Origin of the sequence: Burkholderia pyrrocinia, from assembly GCF_022809715.1 — a bacterium.
GTDB classification, from domain to species: Bacteria; Pseudomonadota; Gammaproteobacteria; order Burkholderiales; family Burkholderiaceae; genus Burkholderia; species Burkholderia pyrrocinia_C.
Genome location: NZ_CP094459.1, coordinates 2865120 through 2880939 on the forward strand (window position 1 = coordinate 2865120; position 15820 = coordinate 2880939).

Consider the following 15820-nt stretch of genomic DNA (forward strand, 5'->3'; position numbering starts at 1 on the left):
TTGCTAATGACGAAAACAGATATCCATATTTGAAAAACTCCGGTGAATCGTAATAAACTCGCCTTATATTTCAAACGACTAAAAAATTCTGTTGATATGCGGAAGGGTTATAAATGAACCTGCACCAATTTCGCTTCGTGCGCGAGGCCGTCCGGCAGAATTTCAACCTCACCGAGGCCGCCAAGGCGCTCTACACGTCGCAGCCGGGGGTGTCGAAGGCGATCATCGAGCTCGAGGACGAGCTCGGCGTGGAGATCTTCACGCGGCACGGCAAGCGCGTGCGCTCGCTCACCGAGCCGGGCAGGATCATCCTCGCGTCGGTCGAGCGGATCCTGCAGGAGGTTGAAAGCCTAAAAAGGGTCGGGAAGGATTACGCCGCGCAGGACCAGGGCAACCTGACCATTGCGGCCACCCACACGCAGGCCCGCTACTCGCTGCCGGCCGCGATCGCCGAATTCAAGAAGCGCTTCCCGAAGGTGCACCTGTCGATCCTGCAGGGCAGCCCGACGCAGGTGGCCGAGATGGTGATCCACGACCAGGCCGATCTCGCGATCGCGACCGAGGCAATCTCCGACTACAAGGAACTCGTGTCGCTGCCCTGCTTCCAGTGGCACCACGCGGCCGTCGTGCCGGCCGATCACCCGCTGCTCGAACGCAAGCCGCCGTCGCTCGACGATCTCGCGCAATATCCGCTGATCACGTACGACGACGCGTTCGCCGGCCGCAAGAAGATCAACCAGGCGTTCGCGCTGCGCGGGCTGTCGCCGGACATCGTGCTCGAGGCGATCGACGCCGACGTGATCAAGACCTACGTCGAGCTCGGCCTCGGCGTCGGGATCATGGCCGACATCGCGTTCAACCCCGAGCGCGATCGCAACCTGCGCCTGATCCCGGTCGGCCACCTGTTCGGCAGCAACGTGACGCGCGTCGCGCTCAAGCAGGGTGCCTACCTGCGCAGCTATGTGTATACGCTCGTCGAACTGCTGTCGCCGACGCTGAACCGCAAGCTGATCGAGCAGGCGCTCAAGGGCGAATCCGAATCGTACGAACTGTAAGCGCCCTCGGACCTGTCGCTTCGCGCCAAGCCTCCCCAAAGGGGTCAAGAAAACCTGGGGCGGCCCGGCGTTTTCCTGAAATCGGCGTGTATAAATACAGGGGTGCATATCGCGCCCCTTTTTGCTGCCCGACGGAGATTCCCGCATGACGCTTTCCGCCCTGCTGCGCCGCGCCGCCGGCGCCGCCCTCATGCTGGCCTGCGCGGCCGCGCAGGCCGACCTGAAGGTCGGCGTCGACCTGTCGTCGACCGGCCCTGCCGCCGCGATCGGCATCACGAGCAAGAACGCGATCCTGATGTGGCCGAAGACGATCGCCGGGCAGCCGGTGCAGGTAACGGTGCTCGACGACGCGTCCGACCCGGGCACCGCGGTGCGCAACATCCGCAAGCTGGTCGACGAGGATCACGTCGACGTGGTGGTCGGGCCGAACATCACGCCGGCCGCACTCGCGGCGCTCGACGCGGTGGCCGCCGGGCAGACGCCGATGGTCACGCTGGTCGGCTCCGGCGCGATCGTCGAGCCGCAGGAAGGCGCGCGGACCTGGGCGTTCAAGATGGCGCAGAGCGACCGCGCGATGGCCGACGTGATGACACGCGCCATGTCGAACCGCGGCGTGAAGACGGTCGGCTTCATCGGCTTCGCGGACAGCTACGGCGACAGCTGGCTGAACGAGTTCACGCGCTTCGCCGACCTGCGCAAGATCCGCGTCGTCGCGACCGAGCGCTTCAACCGCACCGATGCGAGCGTCACGGGCCAGGCGCTGAAGCTGATCGCGGCGAAACCCGATGCGATCCTGATCGCGGGCTCGGGCACGCCGGCCGTGCTGCCGCAGCGCACGCTGATCGAGCGCGGCTACAAGGGCGCGATCTATCAGACCCACGGGATCGCGACGCCGGAATTCATCAAGCTCGGCGGCAAGGACGTCGACGGGACGCTGTTCCCGACCCAGCCGGTCGTCGTCGCGCGCACGCTGCCGGCCGACCATCCGGCGCGCAAGGCCGCGCTCGCGTTCGTCGACGCGTACGAGGCGAAGTACGGCGCAGGCACGGTCACGCAGTTCGCGGGCGACGCGGCTGGCGTCTACCCGCGCCTCGCCGACGCGGTCGGCCGCGCACTGAAGAGCGCGCAGCCCGGCACGCCGGCGTTCCGCGCGGCGCTGCGCCGCGAACTCGAACGCGCGCATGAGCTCATCGTGCCGAACGGGGTCGTCAACACCAGCGACAAGGATCATGTCGGGCTCGACCAGCGCGCGAGCGTGATGGGGATCATCAAACATGGCCAGTTCGTGTACCTGAGCCAGTAGTACTCGGCCGGTCGCCGGGCTGCTTGCCCGGTGCCCGGTTTTCCGCCATAATTCGCGTTTCGCCGCGCACAATCGCATGCGCGGCCAGGAACAAGCCCAGGTGGTGAAATTGGTAGACGCAGGGGACTCAAAATCCCCCGCCGCAAGGCGTGCCGGTTCGATTCCGGCCCTGGGCACCAGCATTTCGCAGCGTCATGCGCTGCACCTGTCGAAACCCGCGCAAGCTCACAGCTTCGCGGGTTTTTTGTTTTTCGCCGCGCGCAACCTGCACCGCAACGCGTGACCTCGCCCGGCAGTCCAAGCATCAGGGAATGCAGCACGGAGGCCGGCCATGTGCACGCGCGCCATTTCAAGCCCGATTTGCCGCGGCGTGCTCGCCGCGGTTCTGTCGCTCATGCTGGGCGGATGCGACGTGTTGAGCGCGCCGCCCGTGCCCGACTGGCCGGGACCGCATGCGCCCTATCCGTTCCCGGACAACATCCCTCATCGCACCGAATGACCCGACGGCCGCCCGGCCGCCTTTCGTCGCCGCGCAACCTCAGGCCATCAGCTCGCGGACGAAGTCGAGAAACACCCGCACCTTCGCGGAGACGAGGTTCGACGCGTGGTGATACGCATAAAGCGGGAACGTCTCGTCCGCCCATTCCGGCAGCAGCAGGACCAGCCGCCCGTCGGCGAGGATGTCCCGCGCGTAGAGTTCCAGCAGCTGCGCGACGCCCGCGCCGCCGAGGCAGGCGCCGAGCAGCGCGCCCGTGTCGTTGACCATCAGCCGGCCGCCCGCATCGAACGGCACCACCTCGTTGCCGCGATGGAAGACCCATTCGAACGGCCGCCCCGTTACCGGATCGCGGATCAGCACGCACCGGTGACCGTCGGCGAGATCCCGAGGGTGCCGCGGTTCGCCATGATGCGCGACGTACGCGGCCGACGCGCAGGTGAGCACGCGCGTCTCGAGCAGCAGCCGCGCGCGGTATGACGACGGCTCCGGAATGCCGAAGCGCACCGCCACGTCGAAGCCGTCGGCGACGAGATCGCCCATCCGGTCGCGCACGCTGATCTCGACGGACAGTTCAGGGAAGCGGTCGAGGAATTCCGCTATCCGCGGCGCCAGCACATAGTGGCCGAACGTACCGTCCACGTTGACCCGCAGCCGCCCCCTGACGCGCGCCCTGGAACGGCCGGCGTCGACCGCCGCCTCCTCGATGCCGGCCAGCAGCGGCGCGACCGCCTCGTAAAAGCGCCGCCCTTCGTCGGTCAGCGTGATCGCGCGCGCCGTCCGGTTGAAGATCCGGATGCCGACGCGTTCTTCCAGCCGCGCGACGGCGCGGCTCACGGCCGGTTGCGTCAGCCCCATCGCCTCGCCCGCGCGCGCGAAGGTGCCGGCCTCGATCACCGCCGAGAGCACACCGATACCGCTCAGGAGCCTGCTGTCGAATGCCATGAGACATACTTTTAGTCATTCTTGATCTGATCATTATTCATTATTTTTATTGATCGAGGAAGCCTACATTAGTCCTGTCGCCGGCTCGTACGGCACTCACGAACCAAGGAGCAGGACATGAGCACATCGGAAAAGGTCGCCCTCGTCACGGGTTCATCGCGCGGCATCGGCGCGGAAATCGCCCGCCGTCTCGCCCGGGACGGTTTCAGGGTCGTCGTGAACTATGCCGGCAGCGCCGGCCCCGCGCAGGAAGTGGTCGACGCGATCGTCGCCGACGGCGGCGAAGCCGTCGCGGTGCAGGCGGACGTCGCCGACCCGGCGGCGACCGCCGCGCTGTTCGACACGGCCGAGCGCGCGTTCGGCCGCGTCGACGTGGTCGTCAACAGCGCGGGCGTGATGAAGCTCGCCGCGATCGCCGACGTCGACGACGCAGACTTCGACCAGATCGTCGCGATCAACCTGAAGGGCGCGTTCAACGTCAGCCGCGAGGCGGCGAAGCGCCTGCGCGACGGCGGCCGCATCGTCAACCTGTCGTCGAGCGTGATCGGCATGCGCTTGCCGACCTATGGCGTGTACATCGCGACCAAGGCGGCCGTCGAGGGCCTGACGCAGGTTCTCGCCCAGGAGATGCGCGGCCGCGGTATCAGCGTGAACGCAGTCGCGCCGGGACCGGTCGCGACCGAGCTGTTCCTGCAGGGCAAGAGCCCCGAACTCGTCGACCGGATGGCGAAGATGAACCCGCTGGAGCGGCTCGGCCAGCCCGCGGACATCGCCGGCGTCGTCGCGTTCCTCGCCGGCCCCGACGGCGCGTGGGTCAACGGCCAGGTCCTGCGTGCCAACGGCGGCATGTGCTGACGCACCGCACGCCGCGCCCGCTCCGTCACACTTGCAGGAGATCGATCATGAAGGAAGTCATTCTCGTCACCGGTGCGTCCAGCGGCTTCGGCCTGCTGACCGCCCAGGCACTCGCCCGTGCCGGCCATACGGTCTACGCGTCGATGCGCGAAAGCGCCGGCCGCAACGCGCCGCGCGTCGCAACCATCGCCGCCTATGCGCGGGAACACGATGTCGACCTGCGCACCGTCGAACTCGACGTCGGCGACGACGCGTCCGTCGACGCCGCAATCGACCGCGTGATCGCCGACAACGGCCGCCTCGACATCGTCGTCCACAACGCCGGCCACATGGTGTTCGGCCCCGCCGAGGCGTTCACGCCCGAACAGCTGGCGCAGCTCTACGACATCAACGTCGTGTCGACCCAGCGCGTGAACCGGGCGGCGCTGCCGCACCTGCGCCGCCAGGGGCGCGGCCTGCTGGTGTGGGTGTCGTCCTCGTCGGCGCGCGGCGGCACGCCGCCGTTCCTCGCGCCCTACTTCGCCGCGAAGGCCGCGATGGATTCGCTCGCGGTGTCGTATGCGGCCGAGCTCGCCCGCTGGGGCATCGAAACGTCGATCGTCGTGCCGGGCGCGTTCACCCGGGGCACGAATCACTTCGTCCACGCGGGCAAGCCGGCCGATGCCGTCGTGCAGGCGGCCTACGACTGCGGGCCGTACGCGGGCGTCGCCGAGCAGGCGCTGCAGGGCCTCGCCGCGCTCGAACCCGCGGACGCCGATGCCGGTGCCGTCGCGACGGCGATCGCCGACCTCGTCGCCGCGCCGGCCGGCAAGCGCCCGTATCGCGTGTTCGTCGATCCGTCGCAGGACGGCGCAGAGGAAGTGTTCCGCGTCGGCGATCGCATCCGCCGCGAGATGTTCCGGAACATCGGCCTCGCCGACCTGCTCGCGCCCCGCGTCGGCGGTTGATTCCCTGCGCGTCGGGCCGGCCGACGCGCGTCAGTCGCGCTCGCAGAACCCGAGGATCGCGTCGGCGACTGCCGCCGGCGCCTCGCGCTGCGGAAAATGCCCCACGCCGTCCAGCACCTGCCGCGCGTAGCGCCCGGTGAAGAACCGTTCGCGCCCAGCCGAGCTGTCCGGATGATTGCAGGTATCCGCGCCGCCGTGCAGCACGAGCGTCGGCACCGACAGCACGGGTGCCGGATTCAGCCGCGCGTTGTCGTCGGCATAGGCCGGCGCGCCCGGCGCGAACCCCCAGCGATGCCGGTACGAATGCAGCACGACGTCGATCCAGTCGGGCCCGTCGAACGCGGCGGCGGCCGCATCGAAATCGCCGTCGCGATACCAGCCGGGCGGCGACCACGTGTCCCACATCACGCGAGCAAACGCACGGCGATCGTCGCGCAGCGCCTGCTCGCCGCGCGGCGTCGCCATGAACCAGTGATACCAGTAGTTGCGCGCCTGCTGCAGCGACAGCGGCTGACCGGGATCGTTGGTGCCGTACCCGACCGACAGCATCACCAGATGCGATGAGACGCCGTCGCACAGCCCGCACGCGTTCGCGACCGCGCGGGCGCCCCAGTCGTGCCCGACCAGCACGGGCCGCTCGACGCCGAGCACATCGACGAATTCGAGCAGGTCACGCCCGAGCGCCGCGAGCTCGCCGCTGCGCGGCACGGATGCGTCGCGAAAGCGCGTCGGCGCAAAGCCGCGCAGCGCGGGCGCGAGTACGCGGTAGCCGCGCGCGGCAAGCGCCACCGCCACGGGCTCCCACCCGACCGGGCTGTCCGGCCAGCCGTGCAGCAGCACGGCCACGCGCTCGCCGCGAGGGTTCCATTCGAGATAGGCGATATCGAGCGACGCGGTCGTCGCATGCGCATAGGCAGTCATCGTGTTCTCCGTCGGGTCAACTTGAGCAGACGATGGTAGGCCGGCCTTTCATCACGATTCACGGAGTATCATGATTCATTCATCGAATATCGCGTTGAATTGCCCCATGGAACCGCTGACCGATCCCGCGTCGACCTCGCTCGACATCGCGCTGCTGCGCACCTTCCTCGAAGTCGTCGACAGCCGCGGGTTCGCGCCGGCAGCAGAACGCCTCGCGCTGACGCCGTCGGCCGTCAGCGGCCATATCAAGCGGCTCGAGCAGGCGGCCGGCACCGTGCTGCTCGCGCGCACGACGCGCCGCATCGCGCTCACGCCGGCGGGCGACACGCTGTACGCATACGCGCGCAACATCGTCGACATGGAGCGCGAAGTGCGCGCGAGGCTACGCGGCGCGCCGGCGCACGGGCGGCTGCGCGTCGGTGCATCGGAGGATTTCGCGGGTGCGTGGCTGCCTCACGTGCTGCGCACGTTCCGCGACCGCCATCCGCGTACGGCGATCGAGCTGAAGGTCGGGATCACCGCGTCGCTGCTGCGCGAGCAGGCGCTCGGCCGGCTCGATGTCGTGTTCGGCAAGCAGTGCCGACAGGTCGACGCGTCGGGCGAACTGCTGTGGGAAGAACCGCTCGTATGGGCATTCGCGTCTGACCGCACGCTCGACGCCGGCGGCGAAGTGCCGCTCGCGCTGTTTCCGGAACCGTGCGTCTATCGTGAAGCCGTCGTATCGGCGCTCGCCGCCGCGCTGCGGCCGTTTCGCGTGCTGTTCGAGAGCAGCAGCATGGCCGGCTGCGTGTCGGCCGCGCTCGCGGGCTTCGCGGTCACCGCACTGGCGCGCAGCCAGCTGCGCGACGGGCTGCGCGCGTGCGGGCCGCAGGACGGCCTGCCCGCGCTGCCGGCCGCGCGTTTTTATGCGTTCGCGTCGAAGCCGGACGGCGCCGGCGCGGCACTGATCGAAGCGGTGCGGGAAGTCGGGCGCAACCGGCGGTTCACAGCGCCGGCCGACTGAAACACGCGCGACGGCGCACGACGCCAACCGGCCGCCCCGGTCAATCGCCTTCCGCGCCCTTCCCGGCCGCCGCCCCCGTCAACGCATCCGCCATCAGCTCCCCAAACCAATCCACGAACGCGTTGAGCCGGCGCGACCGGTGCCGCCGGTGCGGATACACGGCCGACACGTCCATCGGCTCGGCGCGGTGGCCGGGCATCACGTCGACGAGCGCGCCGCTGTCGAGCAGATGCTCGACGTCGAACCGCGGAATCTGGATCAGCCCCATCCCGGCGATGCAGCCGGCGATATAGGTTTCGGCGTTGTTGACGATCACGCGGCTCGGCAGCGTCAGCGTGTGCCGCTCGCCGTCCACGCAGTATTCCCAGCCGAGCTCGCGCCCCGTCGTCGGCGACGCATAGCCGATCGCCCAGTGCCCGTGCGCGAGCGCATCCGGATGCTCGGGCACGCCGCATTCGCGCAGATAGTCGGGGCTCGCGCAGTTGATCAGCGTGAACTGCCCGAGCGGCCGCACGACGAGGCTGCTGTCGGCAAGCCGCCCGACGCGGATCGCGCAGTCGACGCCCTCCTGTACGAGGTCGATCGAGCGGTCCGTCGAGCCGAGCGACAGTTGCAGCTTCGGGTAGCGGCGAAACAGCGACGGCAGCGCGGGCGCGACCACGCGGCGCGCGATCCGGCTAGGCACGTCGACGTTCAGCCGCCCGACCACGTCGCGGTCGCGGCGGCGGAACAGTCGGTCGAGTTCGTCGGCCTCGGCGAGCAGGCGCCGGCCGCGTTCGAGCAGCAGCGCGCCGTCGGCGGTCAGCTGCACCTGACGCGTCGTGCGGTGCAAGAGGCGCGTGCCGAGCCCCGCCTCGAGCTGCTGGACGGCCGCCGACACGGTCGCGCGCGGCACGTCGAGCGCATGCGCGGCCTTGATGAAGCTGCCCATCTCGGCAACCTGCAGGAAGATTCTGACCTGATCCAGCTTGTCCATTGGCGGGGAACATGGGTTCGGACGGCCGTCGCCGGCAGTCGTCGCGCATCGCGGCAGGGTCCGGCGGCACAGAGAAAACGGGCGCGCGGCCTCGCGGCTGCGCGCCCGTCCATTGTCCACGCAATCGGCACATTGCGGTGCACGGTGCGCCGCGCGCCGGAAGCGGCCGGCGCGGCCCGGTATGTGACCGGCTGTCTGGTTGGTTACTTGGTCGTATAGCCGCCGTTGATCAGGATCGTCTGGCCCGTGATCCACCAGCCGTCGGTCACCAGATGGCGGATGAACGGCACGACGTCCTCGATGTCGGTCAGGCCCGTCTTGCTGAACGGCGACAGCGCGGCCGCCGTCTTGTGATACGCGACCGCATCGGCGCCCTCGGCCGGATAGAAGAACGGCGTGTCCATCGGGCCGGGCCCGACGGCCGTCACCGAGATCCCGCGTGCGCCGTACTCCTTCGACGCCGCGCGCGTGAAGTGCTCGACCGGCGCCTTCGACCCTTCGTACGCCGCATAGAACGGCGTGAACGCGCCGAGCAGCGACGTCACGAGCGTGACGAGCTTGCCGTGATCCTCGAGGTGCCGCCCCGCTTCCTTGATGAAGAAGAACGCCGACTTGCTGTTGACCGCGAACATCTCGTCGTACTCGGCTTCGCTGATCTCGGTGAACGGCTTCTTCAGCACCTTGCCGACCGTATTGATCGCGATGTCGATCTTGCCGAAGCGCTGCTTCGCGTCGTCGAACAGCTTCTCGACCGCGGCGGCCGTCGTCAGGTCGGCCTGGAACGTCGCGGCTTCGGCGCCGGCCGCGCGCACCGCGGCGGCCGTCTCCTCGGCCTGCGCCTGCGACGCCGCACTGTTGTAGTGAATCGCCACCGCCTTCGCGCCGTGGCCCGCCAGGTCCCGCGCGATCAGGCCGCCGAGATTCTTTGCGCCGCCTGCGATCAGGACGACCTTGTCTGCGAGCGTGTGAGTAGCCACGGTTGACTCCTTTTTCCGTTGAACGAAGCTAGGAGTGTAGGCACGCGGGACGCGCAGGTCAGCCGGCCGCGGCTGGATGAATTATCCAGAAAATCGATCCAATCGGAACGTCGCAGTGTGCTCTGCCGCACCGACGGCGGCGCCGGAATCCGCTCGCGGCGGCGCGAGCGCCGGCCGGTTCAGCGTGCGTACAGCGCCGCGTCGATCTTGCCGAGCAGCCACTGCATGCCGGCCAGATGCTGCTGGTCGTGGCTGCACAGGTAATGGACGAGCCCACGCACGGTCAGCGACCCGTAGCCGTCGAACTCGCCGATACGCTCGAACTGTTCGGGCGTGAGGCGCGACACGAGGTCCAGCGTCTCGCGTCGCGCTTCGCGGATCGCCGCGAGCACGTCGGACGCATAGGCATCGTTGTAGCGGCGCTCGATCGCGAGCGCATCACCGTCGATCGACACGAGCAGCGGCCGATCTTCGTCGAGCATCCGCCGCAGCCGCACGTGATAACCGTCGATCTCGATGTCGCGCACATGGCAGAGCTGCCCGAGCGGCGAGAAGTGCTCGCTCGGGATCCCGGCCCAGTCGTCGGGCGTCCAGCGCGCGTAGCCGTCGGGCACGGCCGCGAAATGGGCTTCGAGCAGACGGGGGAAATCGGCGAGTGCATCGAGCGTCGTCGGATTCATGCGGGAAACTCCCTGTCGGATAAGAGCGGCGGCAACCCCGGCACGGGCCTGCCTCCGCTGTTGCGTCACTTCACGCCGAAGCCGTACGCACCTTGCGTGCGGTGCCCGTCGGTCGCGACGGCCACCCATTTCACCGTATAGGCGCCCGTGCCGATCGCCGTGAGCGGCACCGTCATCCGCTTGCGGTTCGACGCATCGATGCGCGCGCTGCCGTTCGACACCGTCTTGCCGTCGCCGTCGACGACGACGATCGAGCTGAACGCCGGCTCCAGCGGCTCGGTGAAATCGATCGTGACGGCGGCCGGTGCGGCGGCCAGCGCCGCGCCCGCCGCCGGATCGCTCTTCGCGAGATGCGCATGCGCGAACGCGGCCGACGAAACGGTCGCAGCAACGATGACGGCGGCAGCCTTGCGGCCGAACGGGAACGAATCGAAGTGCATGGTCCTTCCGTGAAAAATGAACGAGCGCGGCGCGGCGCGTTTCGGCAGCTTACCAGCGCAGCGTATTCATGCCGACCGCGCGCCGCTTGATAGAATGCGCGCGCTATGGATCTCGAAAGCATTCTCTACACCCAGGGCTTCGGCTCGCGCCGCCAGTGCCGCGGCCTGATCGAAGCGGGCCGCGTCGCCGTCGCGGGCGCCAGCGCGACCGACCCCGACGCCACGTTCGACACCGACGGCCTCGTGTTCTCGGTCGACGATACGGCCTGGCCGTTCCACGCGCGCGCGTATCTCGCGCTCAACAAGCCGGCCGGCTACGAGTGCTCGCGCGATCCGCAACATCATGCAAGCGTGTTCAGCCTGCTGCCCGCGCCGCTCGTCGCGCGCGGCGTGCAGTGCGTCGGCCGTCTCGACCAGGACACGACGGGCCTGCTGCTGCTGTCCGACGACGGCCAGTTCGTGCACGCGTACACGTCGCCGAAGCGCAAGGTGCCGAAGACTTACGTCGCGACCGTGCGCCACCCGCTCGACGATGCGCAGTTGCACGCGCTGCGCACCGGCGTGCAGCTCCACGGCGAGCCGAAGCCGATCGCGGCGATCGCCGCCGACGCGCGCGACACGCACGCGCTCGCGCTGACCGTCCTCGAAGGCAAGTATCACCAGGTGAAACGCATGGTCGCGGCGGCGAGCAACCGCGTCGAGTTGCTGCATCGCGAAAGCATCGGCGGCTTCGCACTGCCGGACGACCTCGAACCCGGCGCGTGGCGCTGGCTCGATGACGACGACCTTTCAGCGTTGCGCAATCCGGTCAAAACCCTGTAAGGGAAAATCCGCACGACCGTTCGGTGTCCGGCCGCGTCTCGGCCGTACGATCCCCCGCTATACTCGAATCACAAGCTGTACGAGCAGCGATGCAGGGGGAGACATCATGAACATCAACCATTCTTTCGAACTGTCGTACGTGATGATCGCGTTCGCGGTCGTCGGTGTCATCGTGATCGGCGGGCTGCTGGCCGCGATGCACATGAAGCACAAATATCATCCGAACCTGATCGGCGCGCTGATCGGTGCGCTGCTGTGCTTCCTGCTGATCGAGGCGTTACCGGCGCTGACCTGACGCGCTGCCCGGCGCGAGCGTTTGAAGGAAATCGTCTACGGTCGGATAACGCAACGTCACGCACAATTCGGCCTTGAGCCGTGCGTTGGACAGGCGCCGCGACTCGCGCATGAACGACAGCAGCGTCGGTTCGAGCTGACGCTCGGCGTCCGCGCGGCTGACGCGCGGCGGCAGCGGCAGGCCGAGCGCCTGCGCGACCCGGTCGAAATACTCCCCCATCCGCAGTTCGCTGTCGTCCGACGCGTGCACGGCGCGCGCCGGCCTGCCGCGCTCGGCCGCCCGGCGCAGGATCGCCGCGAGATCGTCCGCGTGGATATGGTTCGTGTAGACGTCGTCGGCCGGCTCGAGCGCCGGCGTGCCGCGCTCGAGCCGCGCGACCGGCAGACGGTTCGCCGCGTAGATGCCGGGAATGCGCACGATGCGCGCGGACAGCACGCCGCGCACCGTCGCCGCGCGCAGTTGCCGCTCGGCCGACACGCGCCGGAACGCGCGCGGATTCGCGGGACGCAGCGGGTGCGTTTCGTCGATGCGCGCGCCGCCGCAATCGCCGTATACGCCCGTCGTGCTCGCATAGACGAGCCTCGGCGCGCGAAGACCGTCGGGTACAATACGCGCTGCCCGAACGGGCGCGCCGGCCTGCCGGGCAGCGGCGCGCAGCGTTCGGAGCCGACCGACCGCAGGTGCCGGCGGTGCCGCCGGGCGTCGCGCGGGCACGGTCGTTGCGGCGATCAGCGCACGCGTGCGCCGGTCGTCGCGGCCGTCGGACTGCGGCGGCGCGAGATGCAGGATCGTGCGGGCAAGGCCCGCGAGGCGGCCGAGCGTCGCGCGGCGATCGAGGTCGCCGACGATCGGCGTCGCGCCCGCGGCACGCAGCTCGTCGCGGCGGGCCGGGTGGCTCGTCAGCGCGAAGATCCGCAGGTTGCGGCGCGTGTCGCGCCATTGCGCGACGCAGCGCATGCCGACGTCGCCGCAGCCGACGATCAGTGCGCGCGGCCGGCGCAGGATTCGTGTCGCGATCATGTTGGTTGCGAAATCAGTAGCCACCGCTGCGCGACGCGCAACGGGTTTGCATTGTAGCTGCCGTGCTCGACATGCACGGTCCCCACATTTTGTTCTAGTTTGGTTCTATGGCATTCAACGTCACTCTCAAGCAAAGCGGCCGGCAATTCCAGGTCGAGTCGGACGAAACCGTGCTGGCGGCGGCGCTGCGCCAGAACGTCCATCTGCCGTACGGCTGCAAGAACGGCGCGTGCGGCTCCTGCAAGGGCCAGATCGTGTCGGGCCAGATCGAACAGGGCCCGCATGCCGCGTCGGCACTGTCCAATGACGAGCGCACGCGCGGTCTCGCGCTGCTGTGCTGCTCGAAGGCGCAGTGCGATCTCGAGATCGACGTGCGCGAAATCGCCGGCGTCGACGGCGTGCAGGTCAAGAAGCTGCCGTGCCGGATCGCCGCGCTCGAGCGCAAGGCCGACGACGTGATGGTCGTGAAGCTGCAGTTGCCCGCCAACGAGCGCCTGCAATACCTCGCGGGCCAGTACGTCGAGTTCATCCTGAAGGACGGCTCGCGCCGCAGCTACTCGATGGCGAACGCGCCGCACGAGGAAGGCCCGATCGAGCTGCACATCCGCCACATGCCGGGCGGCAAGTTCACCGACCACGTGTTCGGCGCGATGAAGGAGCGCGACATCCTGCGCTTCGAAGGCCCGCTCGGCACGTTCTTCCTGCGCGAGGATTCCGACAAGCCGATCGTACTGCTTGCATCGGGCACGGGCTTCGCGCCGATCAAGGCGATCATCGAGCACGTGAAGCACCGGGGCATCACGCGCCCGATGACGCTCTACTGGGGCGCACGCCGCAAGAAGGACATCTATCTCGGCGAGCTCGCCGAGCAGTGGGCCAGCGAAATCCCGAACTTCAAGTACGTGCCGGTGCTCTCCGAGCCCGACGACGGCGACCAGTGGACGGGCCGCACGGGCTTCGTCCATCGCGCGGTGATCGAGGACCTGCCCGATCTGTCGGGTCATCAGGTGTACGCGTGCGGCGCGCCGGTGATGGTCGAATCCGCGCAGCGCGACTTCACGCAGCACCACGCGCTGCCGGCCGACGAGTTCTACGCGGACTCGTTCACGAGCGCCGCCGATCTCGCGCATCCGGTCTGAGTAAGGCACACCCGCGCTCCGCGTCGCGATGTCACATCCATGGCATCGCGGCGGTTTACAGTGGGGCGCGGGATGCCTTATGCTTGCGCACATGAACCGCTTCCTGTCCGCCCTTCGACGTCGCCGCTCGCCGCTCCGCCCGGATGCCGCAGGCTCGTCACGGACTCGCGCGTAACCCCCACACTGCTTCACCGGTTACGCACAAGCTGTTCGAACCCACCAGCCACGGCCTTCCGTGGCTTTTTTATTGCCCCGTTTCCCTTTCAACGTCCGCTGGAGTCTGCTGCCATGCCCTTGAACGATTACCCGATCGACTCGCTGATGTACATCACGAACCGCCCCGACATCGTGTTTACGCACGGCAAGGGTTCGTGGCTCTACGATCACACGGGCAAGCGCTATCTGGACTTCATCCAGGGCTGGGCCGTCAATAGCCTCGGCCACTGCAACGACGGTGTCGTCGAAGCGCTGAAGACGCAGGCCGAAAAGCTGCTGAACCCGTCGCCGGCGTTCTACAACGAGCCGATGGCGAAGCTTGCGGGCCTGCTCACGCAACACAGCGTGTTCGACAAGGTGTTCTTCACGAACAGCGGCGCCGAGGCGAACGAAGGTGCGATCAAGCTCGCGCGGAAGTGGGGCCGCAAGTTCCGCAACGGCGCGTACGAGATCATCACGTTCGATCACAGCTTCCACGGCCGCACGCTCGCGACGATGTCGGCCAGCGGCAAGCCGGGCTGGGACACGATCTACGCGCCGCAGGTGCCGGGCTTCCCGAAGGCCGAACTGAACAACATCAACTCGGTCGAGAAGCTGATCACCGACAAGACCGTCGCCGTGATGCTCGAACCGATCCAGGGCGAAGGCGGCGTGATCCCGGCAACGCGCGAGTTCATGCGCGAACTGCGCGCGCTGACGAAGCAGCACAACCTGCTGCTGATCGTCGACGAAGTGCAGAGCGGCTGCGGCCGTGCGGGTACGCTGTTCGCGTACGAGCTCGCCGACATCGAGCCGGATGTCATGACGCTCGGCAAGGGCATCGGCAGCGGCGTGCCGCTCGCTGCGCTGCTGTCGAAGGCCGACGTCGCGGTGTTCGAGGCCGGCGACCAGGGCGGCACGTACAACGGTAACCCGCTGATGACGGCGGCCGGCTATTCGGTGATCTCGCAGCTCGTCGCGCCCGGCTTCCTCGAAGGCGTGCGCGCACGCGGCGAATACCTGAAGCGCAAGCTGCTCGAGCTGTCGGAGGAGCGCGGCTTCGAGGGCGAACGCGGCGAAGGCCTGCTGCGCGCGCTGCTGCTCGGCAAGGACATCGGCCCGCAGATCGTCGAGAAGGCGCGCGACATGCAGCCCGACGGCCTGCTGCTGAACGCCGCGCGGCCGAACCTGCTGCGCTTCATGCCCGCGCTGAACGTGACGACCGACGAGATCGACCAGATGATGGCGATGCTGCGGTCGATCCTCGACACGCTCTAAGGAGACCGCCGCGATGGATGCCGCCGCCGATGCTGTCGCGATCCGCCCGTTCGAACGCGCCGACACCGATGCCGTGCTCGCGGTATGGCGCGACGCGTTCCCGCAATACGACGAAGCCGGCGCGCCGCCGCACCGCGATCCGCTGCGATCGATCGAGCTGAAGCTCGCGACGCAGCCCGAGCTGTTCTTCGTCGCGACCAGCGGCGCGCGCGTCGTCGGCACGTTGATGGCGGGTTTCGACGGACATCGCGGCTGGCTCTACTCGTTCGGCGTCGCGAACGACGCGCGGCGGCTCGGCGTCGGCCGTGCGCTGATCGCGCACGCGGAAAGCACGCTCGCCGCGCGCGGCTGCATGAAGATCAACCTGCAGGTGCTGCCCGGCAACGACGATGCGTGCCGCTTTTATGCGGCGCTCGGCTATCGCGTCGAGGAGCGCATCTCGTTCGGCAAGACGCTGCCGGCCGCGTGATGCC

18 protein-coding genes and 1 tRNA gene are annotated in these 15820 nt (G+C 68.4%); 12 read left to right on the forward strand and 7 right to left on the reverse strand.

The annotated features are described in order from the left end of the window. Positions 1 to 113 precede the first annotated feature (113 nt). The 4 genes from MRS60_RS13230 (at position 114) to MRS60_RS13245 (ending at position 2857) form a co-directional block, all read left to right on the forward strand. Positions 114 to 1055 carry a CysB family HTH-type transcriptional regulator gene (locus tag MRS60_RS13230; protein ID WP_034178788.1) on the forward strand — a complete coding sequence of 314 codons (942 nt, stop codon included), beginning with the start codon at positions 114 to 116 and terminating at the stop codon, positions 1053 to 1055. 145 nt (positions 1056 to 1200) lie between these two features. After that, positions 1201 to 2358 carry an ABC transporter substrate-binding protein gene (locus MRS60_RS13235; protein ID WP_131948601.1) on the forward strand — a complete coding sequence of 386 codons (1158 nt, stop codon included), beginning with the start codon at positions 1201 to 1203 and terminating at the stop codon, positions 2356 to 2358. A 94-nt stretch (positions 2359 to 2452) separates the two neighbouring features. Continuing rightward, positions 2453 to 2537 (forward strand) — tRNA-Leu (locus MRS60_RS13240). A 152-nt stretch (positions 2538 to 2689) separates the two neighbouring features. After that, a complete protein-coding gene (locus tag MRS60_RS13245) occupies positions 2690 to 2857 on the forward strand; it encodes a hypothetical protein (RefSeq protein ID WP_165948135.1) in 168 nt (55 codons plus the stop codon). 39 nt (positions 2858 to 2896) lie between these two features. On the opposite strand, the gene MRS60_RS13250 is transcribed toward MRS60_RS13245, so the two are convergent. Then, positions 2897 to 3799, reverse strand: coding sequence for a LysR family transcriptional regulator (locus tag MRS60_RS13250; protein ID WP_243564817.1), 903 nt, complete (start codon positions 3797 to 3799; stop codon positions 2897 to 2899). 117 nt (positions 3800 to 3916) lie between these two features. Here MRS60_RS13250 and MRS60_RS13255 point away from each other — a divergent pair, with 117 nt between their 5' ends. Together MRS60_RS13255 and MRS60_RS13260 are read left to right on the forward strand one after the other, a co-directional pair. After that, positions 3917 to 4654, forward strand: coding sequence for an SDR family oxidoreductase (locus tag MRS60_RS13255; protein WP_034178791.1), 738 nt, complete (start codon positions 3917 to 3919; stop codon positions 4652 to 4654). A gap of 47 nt (positions 4655 to 4701) precedes the next feature. Then, positions 4702 to 5601: an SDR family oxidoreductase gene (locus MRS60_RS13260; RefSeq protein ID WP_243564818.1), complete on the forward strand. Its 900-nt coding sequence runs from the start codon at positions 4702 to 4704 to the stop codon at positions 5599 to 5601. A 30-nt stretch (positions 5602 to 5631) separates the two neighbouring features. Here the strand turns inward: MRS60_RS13260 and MRS60_RS13265 are convergent, their stop codons facing one another. Then, positions 5632 to 6522, reverse strand: a complete 891-nt coding sequence (locus tag MRS60_RS13265) for an alpha/beta fold hydrolase (protein WP_243564819.1) — start codon at positions 6520 to 6522, stop codon at positions 5632 to 5634. 106 nt (positions 6523 to 6628) lie between these two features. Here MRS60_RS13265 and MRS60_RS13270 point away from each other — a divergent pair, with 106 nt between their 5' ends. Next, positions 6629 to 7525 (forward strand): LysR family transcriptional regulator, encoded by an 897-nt coding sequence (locus tag MRS60_RS13270; RefSeq protein WP_034178794.1) that lies wholly within the window; start codon positions 6629 to 6631, stop codon positions 7523 to 7525. 40 nt (positions 7526 to 7565) lie between these two features. Here MRS60_RS13270 and MRS60_RS13275 read toward each other — a convergent pair whose 3' ends face one another. The 4 genes from MRS60_RS13275 to copC form a co-directional block, all read right to left on the reverse strand. Next, complete coding sequence (locus MRS60_RS13275; protein ID WP_034178795.1) at positions 7566 to 8501, reverse strand: LysR family transcriptional regulator; 936 nt, start codon at positions 8499 to 8501, stop codon at positions 7566 to 7568. 203 nt (positions 8502 to 8704) lie between these two features. Beyond that, on the reverse strand, positions 8705 to 9478 hold the full coding sequence (locus tag MRS60_RS13280) for an SDR family oxidoreductase (protein WP_006478064.1): 774 nt from the start codon (positions 9476 to 9478) through the stop codon (positions 8705 to 8707). Between the two features lie 179 nt (positions 9479 to 9657). Further along, positions 9658 to 10158, reverse strand: coding sequence for a DinB family protein (locus MRS60_RS13285; protein WP_034178796.1), 501 nt, complete (start codon positions 10156 to 10158; stop codon positions 9658 to 9660). Between the two features lie 65 nt (positions 10159 to 10223). Beyond that, positions 10224 to 10598 (reverse strand): copper homeostasis periplasmic binding protein CopC, encoded by a 375-nt coding sequence (gene copC, locus MRS60_RS13290; protein ID WP_034178797.1) that lies wholly within the window; start codon positions 10596 to 10598, stop codon positions 10224 to 10226. A gap of 105 nt (positions 10599 to 10703) precedes the next feature. Here copC and MRS60_RS13295 point away from each other — a divergent pair, with 105 nt between their 5' ends. Both MRS60_RS13295 and MRS60_RS13300 read left to right on the forward strand, forming a co-directional pair. After that, positions 10704 to 11420, forward strand: a complete 717-nt coding sequence (locus MRS60_RS13295; protein ID WP_243564820.1) for a pseudouridine synthase — start codon at positions 10704 to 10706, stop codon at positions 11418 to 11420. Positions 11421 to 11526: 106 nt separating this feature from the next. Then, a complete protein-coding gene (locus MRS60_RS13300; protein ID WP_034178799.1) occupies positions 11527 to 11715 on the forward strand; it encodes a hypothetical protein in 189 nt (62 codons plus the stop codon). Here MRS60_RS13300 and MRS60_RS13305 read toward each other — a convergent pair. Further along, the gene (locus MRS60_RS13305) at positions 11698 to 12735 is read right to left on the reverse strand and encodes an NAD-dependent epimerase/dehydratase family protein (RefSeq protein ID WP_034178800.1); all 1038 of its coding nucleotides are present in this window, start codon (positions 12733 to 12735) and stop codon (positions 11698 to 11700) included. The two genes, MRS60_RS13300 and MRS60_RS13305, sit on opposite strands and share 18 nt — an antisense overlap. Before the next feature lie 107 nt (positions 12736 to 12842). Between MRS60_RS13305 and MRS60_RS13310 the strand changes: the two genes are divergently transcribed. From MRS60_RS13310 to MRS60_RS13320, 3 genes are all read left to right on the forward strand, one after another. Beyond that, positions 12843 to 13874, forward strand: coding sequence for a CDP-6-deoxy-delta-3,4-glucoseen reductase (locus MRS60_RS13310; protein ID WP_034178801.1), 1032 nt, complete (start codon positions 12843 to 12845; stop codon positions 13872 to 13874). A 288-nt stretch (positions 13875 to 14162) separates the two neighbouring features. Continuing rightward, positions 14163 to 15347 carry an acetylornithine transaminase gene (locus tag MRS60_RS13315; protein WP_034178802.1) on the forward strand — a complete coding sequence of 395 codons (1185 nt, stop codon included), beginning with the start codon at positions 14163 to 14165 and terminating at the stop codon, positions 15345 to 15347. A gap of 13 nt (positions 15348 to 15360) precedes the next feature. After that, positions 15361 to 15816 (forward strand): GNAT family acetyltransferase, encoded by a 456-nt coding sequence (locus MRS60_RS13320; protein WP_217590030.1) that lies wholly within the window; start codon positions 15361 to 15363, stop codon positions 15814 to 15816. Positions 15817 to 15820 lie beyond the last annotated feature (4 nt).

What these genes read in the sequence shown, in the direction of transcription:
- MRS60_RS13265 (WP_243564819.1), bottom strand. Translation starts at nt 6,522, where the DNA reads ATGACTGCCTATGCGCATGCGACGACCGCGTCGCTCGATATCGCCTAT.
- MRS60_RS13275 (WP_034178795.1), bottom strand. Translation starts at nt 8,501, where the DNA reads ATGGACAAGCTGGATCAGGTCAGAATCTTCCTGCAGGTTGCCGAGATG.
- MRS60_RS13300 (WP_034178799.1), top strand. Translation starts at nt 11,527, where the DNA reads ATGAACATCAACCATTCTTTCGAACTGTCGTACGTGATGATCGCGTTC.
- copC (WP_034178797.1), bottom strand. Translation starts at nt 10,598, where the DNA reads ATGCACTTCGATTCGTTCCCGTTCGGCCGCAAGGCTGCCGCCGTCATC.
- MRS60_RS13230 (WP_034178788.1), top strand. Translation starts at nt 114, where the DNA reads ATGAACCTGCACCAATTTCGCTTCGTGCGCGAGGCCGTCCGGCAGAAT.
- MRS60_RS13255 (WP_034178791.1), top strand. Translation starts at nt 3,917, where the DNA reads ATGAGCACATCGGAAAAGGTCGCCCTCGTCACGGGTTCATCGCGCGGC.
- MRS60_RS13315 (WP_034178802.1), top strand. Translation starts at nt 14,163, where the DNA reads ATGCCCTTGAACGATTACCCGATCGACTCGCTGATGTACATCACGAAC.
- MRS60_RS13270 (WP_034178794.1), top strand. Translation starts at nt 6,629, where the DNA reads ATGGAACCGCTGACCGATCCCGCGTCGACCTCGCTCGACATCGCGCTG.
- MRS60_RS13305 (WP_034178800.1), bottom strand. Translation starts at nt 12,735, where the DNA reads ATGATCGCGACACGAATCCTGCGCCGGCCGCGCGCACTGATCGTCGGC.
- MRS60_RS13250 (WP_243564817.1), bottom strand. Translation starts at nt 3,799, where the DNA reads ATGGCATTCGACAGCAGGCTCCTGAGCGGTATCGGTGTGCTCTCGGCG.
- MRS60_RS13245 (WP_165948135.1), top strand. Translation starts at nt 2,690, where the DNA reads ATGTGCACGCGCGCCATTTCAAGCCCGATTTGCCGCGGCGTGCTCGCC.
- MRS60_RS13260 (WP_243564818.1), top strand. Translation starts at nt 4,702, where the DNA reads ATGAAGGAAGTCATTCTCGTCACCGGTGCGTCCAGCGGCTTCGGCCTG.
- MRS60_RS13235 (WP_131948601.1), top strand. Translation starts at nt 1,201, where the DNA reads ATGACGCTTTCCGCCCTGCTGCGCCGCGCCGCCGGCGCCGCCCTCATG.
- MRS60_RS13320 (WP_217590030.1), top strand. Translation starts at nt 15,361, where the DNA reads ATGGATGCCGCCGCCGATGCTGTCGCGATCCGCCCGTTCGAACGCGCC.
- MRS60_RS13285 (WP_034178796.1), bottom strand. Translation starts at nt 10,158, where the DNA reads ATGAATCCGACGACGCTCGATGCACTCGCCGATTTCCCCCGTCTGCTC.
- MRS60_RS13295 (WP_243564820.1), top strand. Translation starts at nt 10,704, where the DNA reads ATGGATCTCGAAAGCATTCTCTACACCCAGGGCTTCGGCTCGCGCCGC.
- MRS60_RS13310 (WP_034178801.1), top strand. Translation starts at nt 12,843, where the DNA reads ATGGCATTCAACGTCACTCTCAAGCAAAGCGGCCGGCAATTCCAGGTC.